Here is a 4,975-nt window from a genome sequence, read left to right as displayed (position 1 = left end):
GGTCGAACTCGGGCACGTCGAGCAGGCCGAGCGCCTGCTCGGCCGGGTAGCAGCGCACCTCGGGCAGGTGGAAGGACACCTCGGCGCGCTCGGTGGGCTGGTCGTCGATGAACGCGATGGTGCGCGGCGCGAAGTTCAGCGCGTCCGCGATCGCCCGCACCGAGCCCGACTTGGGGCTCCAGCCGATCTGCGGCAGCACGAAGTACTCGGCGAGGCCCAGCTCCTCCAGCTTGGCCCACGCCTGGTCGTGGTCGTTGCGGCTGGCGACGGACTGGAGGATGCCGCGCGAGTCCAGCTCGACCACGACGCGGCGCAGCTCGTCGATCAGCTCGACCTCGCCGTCCTCCAGCAGGGTCCCCCGCCACAGCGTGTTGTCCAGGTCCCACACCAGGCACTTGACCGCAGGCTGCTCACTCACCCGTTCTCCCCCTTCGTTCACACTTCCCACAGCGTCACCGCCCACGCCGCGACGGGGCTGTTGTTGAGCACCAGCACCAGGTCGCCCCGGCCCAGCTCGCCGGAGGCCAGCAGGCGGTCGAGGTTCAGCACGACGTCCATCGCGCCCAGGTGCCCCAGCTCGCGCAGGTGCTGCCCGCACACGGGGTGCACCGGCACGCCGAGCAGGGTGGTGTAGAAGTCGTAGGCGCTCGCGGTGACGTTCTGCATCAGCGTCGCCCCGACGTCGGCCTTGGTGACGCCCGCGTCGGCCAGCACCCGGTCCACGAGCCGGTCCAGCCGCTTTTGGCTGTGCATGGCCAGGTCGAAGCGGTAGCGGTCGGCCGACTGGCACTCCTCGCGCCACTCGTACCAGGGCGCCTGCTTGTAGTCGACCCGGAACAGGTCGTGGAAGCTGCCGTCGGTCTCCATCCGGTGGGCCCGCAGCACGGGCCGCCCGCCGCGCACCATCGTCATGGCGTACGCGCCGTCGCCGATGACGGTGACCGGGTAGCGGATGCGGTCCACGCCGGTCGGCCTGCTGGCGTGGGCGATCAGGACGCTCTCCCGCGCCGGGTCGGCCACCAGCAGGTCGCGGGCGAGCGCCCACGCCGCGCTGGAGCCGGTGCAGCCCAGGCCGTCCACCGTGAACGAGAACGACGCCAGGCCGCTGCCGTGCGCCACCGCGCCCACGTCCGAGCCGAGCAGCACCTCCGGCGACCGGGGGCTGACCAGCATCAGCACGTCCGGTTGGCCGGGGTTGGCGGCGAGCAGCTCGCGGCACGCCCGCGCGGCCAGGTCCGTGGTGGGCTCGTCGTCGAAGACCGCGACGGTCTCCACGCCCGAGGCCCGCGCGAACTCGGCCTCCTCGTGGGTGAGCGAGGCGAACTCGGGCAGGTCGACGACCTTGGCCCGGCCGTCGGGCAGGACGCAGTGGACGGCGCCGATGCCGATCCCGGTGTTGTCCGGCGCGCTCACGACGCCACCGCCAGGGCGTGCTCGGCCAGCACCAGCCGGCAGATCTCGTTGCTGCCCTCGATGATCTCCATCAGCTTCGCGTCCCGGTAGGCGCGGGCGACGACGTGGCCGTCCCCGGCGCCCGCGGAGGCGAGCACCTGCACGGCGGTCGAGGCCTGTCGCGCGGCGTTGGTGGCGCTGACGTGCTTGGCCAGCACGGCGGCGGTGACCATCTCGGGCGAGCTGTCGTCCCAGCACCTGCTGGCGTGCTCGCAGACCCGGGTGGCCACCTGCTCGGCGACGAGCAGGTCGGCCAGGTGCCCGGCGACGAGCTGGTGCGCGGCCAGCGGCTTGCCGGACTGGGTGCGGCCGGCCGCGTGTCGGGTGGCCGCGGCCAGGCAGGCCCGCAGGATGCCGACGCAGCCCCAGGCCACGGACACGCGGCCGTAGGTCAGCGCGGTGGTGACCAGCATGGACACCGGCTGCCCGGCGCCGCCCAGCAGCGCGTCGAGCGGCAGCCGGACGTCGCGCAGCTCCACCGCCGAGTGCCCGGCCGCGCGGCAGCCCATCGGGTCGGGCACCGGGCTGATCGACACGCCCTCGGCGTCGGTGGGCACGACCACCGCGGCCGCGCCGTCGCCGAAGCGCCCGACCACGACCAGCAGGTCCGCGTACCCGGCGCCGGTCAGCCACACCTTGGCGCCGTCCACCACGGCGGTGTCGCCCTCGACCCGGATGGTGGTGCTCATCGCGGACAGGTCGCTGCCCGCGCCGGGCTCGCTGAAGCCGATGCCGACCAGCTCACCGCCGGTGAGGCGGCCCAGGTAGTGCGCGCGCTGCGCGGCGGAGCCGAACCGCTGGATCGCCCACGCCGCCATGCCCTGCGAGGTCATCAGGCTGCGCAGCGAGCTGCACAGCGAGCCGACGTGGGCGGTGAACTCGCCGTTGTCCAGGCTGGTCCAGCCGCGCCCGCCGAAGCGGGCGGGCACCTCGGCGCACAGCAGGCCCTCCCGGCCCAGCCGCCGGACCAGCTCGACGGGGATGCGGCCCGCGCGGTCCCACTCGCCGGCGGCGTCGCCGACGAGTTCGGTGACCAGCGCGGAGGCCGCGCTCAGCTCGTCACTCACCGCTGTCCTCGTCCCGCAGCCTGCGCACCAGCGCCACCATCGCGGCGACGGTGCGGAAGTTGTCCAGCTTGAGGTCGTCGCCCGCGACGGTGATGTCGAAGGTCTTCTCCAGCGCCATCACGAGCTGGAGCGCGAACAGCGACGACACCGCGCCGGACGCGAACAGGTCCGTGTCCACGTCCCAGGTCTTCTTGGTGTGCTGCTCGATGAAGCGCAGGACGTGCTGCTCGATCTCGGCGTTGGTGTGCTGGGGGGTCGACGTGGTCACGACTGTGCCTCTCCGTGTTCGTAGAAACCGCGGCCGGTCTTGCGGCCGTGGTCGCCGGCGGCGACCTTCGCGACCAGCAGGTCGCACGGCTCGTAGCCGAGGTCGCCGGTGCGTTCGCGCAGGACCCGCAGGGAGTCCACGACGTTGTCCAGCCCGATCAGGTCCGCGGTGGCCAGCGGGCCGGTGCGGTGGCCGAGGCAGCCCTGGAAGACGGCGTCCACCGCCTCGGGGGTGGCGCGGCCCTCCTCCACGATGCGGGCCGCCTCGTTGATCATGCGCTGGAGGATGCGGTTGATGACGAACCCGGGCCCGTCGCCGACCAGGACGCCCTCGCAGTCGAGCACCGCGAGCAGCGCGTCGGTGCGGTCCTTGGCCGCCTGGCCGGTGCGCGGGCCGTGGATGACCTCGACGGTGCGGATCAGGTAGGGCGGGTTCATGAAGTGGATGCCGACCAGCTCCTCGGGCCGGGCGGTCCAGTCGGCCTGCTCGTCCACCGGGATGGCCGAGGTGTTGGTCACCAGCAGCGTGCCGGGGCGCACCGCCGCGGACACCTCCGCCAGCACCTTGGCCTTCACCTCGGGCAGCTCGGTCACGGCCTCGATGACGGCGTCCGCGTCGGCCAGCGCGTCCACCGAGGTGGCGGTGACCAGCTCGCCGACGTCCGCGGTCCGCGGCAGCCTGCCCATGAGCTGGGCCAGCCGCAGTTGCTGCGTCACGTCGCGCCGGGCGCGGTCGAGCACCGCGTCGTCCACGTCGACCAGCACCACGGGCAGGCCGCGGCCGACGGCCAGCGTCGCCAGGGCCGTGCCCATCGTCCCGGCGCCGACCACGCCGAGCCGGGTGATCACCTGCTCGCTCATCGAACCTCCACAAGGTCTTCGTCATCCACGTCGGACCGGACGAGCAGGTCGCCGATCAGGTCGCCGAACTTCGGGTGCCGCTCGGCGAGGAAGGTGAGGCAGCGCCGCAGCAGGTCGCCGGTCGGCGCGGAGCCCAGCTCGGCGCGCTCCAGCCAGGGCCGCCAGGCGACCGCCTCCAGGCCGTCCTCGTCCAGCTCGTGGCCGTCCAGCTCGTAGAGCGCCATGGTCGACAGCAGCCCGCTGCCGGTCGCCAGCGCCTTGTCCGCGACCCGCCGCTGCCAGTCCTCGGGGGTCACCGCCTCGGTCGGCCAGCCGGCGCCGGCCAGCAGCCCGAACAGCCTGCGCGGGCTGAAGCTCTTGCGGTCCACCAGGTGGTAGACCCGCCCGACCGAGCCCGGCGACACGGTCAGCTCGGCCATCGCCCTGGCCACCACGTCCACCGGCGCCATCGGCATGGCGCGGTCGTCGAGCGGGTGCGCGCCGACCGCGAGGCCGCTGGTGAGGACGTTCCAGATCAGGTCCTTGTCGTTGCAGGCGCCGGTCCTGGTCGAGCCGAGGATGAACCCGGGCCGGAAGACGCGGATCCGCATCCCGTCCTGCTCGGCGCGCTCCAGCAGCCGCTCCGCCACCCACTTGCCGACGCCGTAGCCGCCCTGCTGGGGGTCCAGCGGCTGGTCGCGGGTCTCCAGGATCTTGTTGTCCGTGCCGAGCGCGTAGTGCGTGGCCGCGACGGTGGAGACGAAGCTGAAGTCGCGGATGCCGTGCCCGCGCATCCAGCGCAGCAGCTCGACCGTCGCCAGGACGTTGTCCTCGCGCAGCACGCGGTAGGGCTCGGTGAACACGACCTTGGCCGCGCAGTGCAGCACGTAGCCGACGCGACCGGCCAGCTCGCCGTCCCGGTAGGACTCCAGCAGCTCCGCGACGCCCTTCAGGTCCCCCAGCACCAGGTGCACGCGGGCCGGGTCGGGCTCGGGCAGGCCGAACTTGGCCGAGGCGTCGCGCAGCCGCTGCCGGGCCGCCGCCTCGTCGTCCGCGCGGACCACGCAGTAGACCCGGCCCTCGGTGGCGGCGAGCAGCTCGTGCAGCAGGAACGTGCCCAGGAAGCCGGTGGTGCCGGTGAGCAGCACGTCGCGGCCCGGCGCCTCGAACGGCGCCAGCTCGCCCAGCGGCAGCTGGAGGTCGCGGTCGACCAGCTCGCCGTCGCCGTCGGCGATCGGGTCGATGTCGGACGAGCCGCGCTCGGCGCCCGCCCGCAGGCCGCGCACGATCTCGGCGATGCGCCGCACGGTGGCCTTGCTGCCGCCCGCGCGGTGCTCGTTGTCCAGCAC

6 protein-coding genes are annotated in these 4,975 nt (G+C 73.5%); all 6 read right to left on the bottom strand.

What is annotated here, in order from left to right; genetic code table 11:
- The coding region (locus ACFV4N_RS39650) for an HAD-IIIC family phosphatase (RefSeq protein WP_499677834.1) at positions 1-418 on the bottom strand (418 nt) is incomplete at its 3' end.
- Positions 419-435: 17 nt separating this feature from the next.
- Complete coding sequence (locus tag ACFV4N_RS39645; protein WP_499677833.1) at positions 436-1,413, bottom strand: 3-oxoacyl-[acyl-carrier-protein] synthase III C-terminal domain-containing protein; 978 nt, start codon at positions 1,411-1,413, stop codon at positions 436-438.
- Positions 1,410-2,519, bottom strand: a complete 1,110-nt coding sequence (locus tag ACFV4N_RS39640; RefSeq protein ID WP_499677832.1) for an acyl-CoA dehydrogenase family protein — start codon at positions 2,517-2,519, stop codon at positions 1,410-1,412. The genes ACFV4N_RS39645 and ACFV4N_RS39640 overlap by 4 nt, the downstream gene beginning before the upstream one ends.
- The gene (locus ACFV4N_RS39635; RefSeq protein WP_499677831.1) at positions 2,512-2,787 is read right to left on the bottom strand and encodes an acyl carrier protein; all 276 of its coding nucleotides are present in this window, start codon (positions 2,785-2,787) and stop codon (positions 2,512-2,514) included. Before ACFV4N_RS39635 ends, ACFV4N_RS39640 begins: the two co-directional genes overlap by 8 nt.
- The gene (locus tag ACFV4N_RS39630; RefSeq protein ID WP_499677830.1) at positions 2,784-3,647 is read right to left on the bottom strand and encodes a 3-hydroxyacyl-CoA dehydrogenase family protein; all 864 of its coding nucleotides are present in this window, start codon (positions 3,645-3,647) and stop codon (positions 2,784-2,786) included. Before ACFV4N_RS39630 ends, ACFV4N_RS39635 begins: the two co-directional genes overlap by 4 nt.
- On the bottom strand, positions 3,644-4,975 hold a 1,332-nt coding region (locus ACFV4N_RS39625), incomplete at its 5' end, for an SDR family oxidoreductase (protein ID WP_499677829.1). The genes ACFV4N_RS39630 and ACFV4N_RS39625, both read right to left, overlap by 4 nt.

Origin of the sequence: Actinosynnema sp. NPDC059797, from assembly GCF_042732085.1 — a bacterium.
Lineage (GTDB): Bacteria > Actinomycetota > Actinomycetes > Mycobacteriales > Pseudonocardiaceae > Actinosynnema.
The sequence above is the reverse complement of the archived record's forward strand: the minus strand, read 5'-3'. Positions and strand labels throughout refer to the sequence as shown.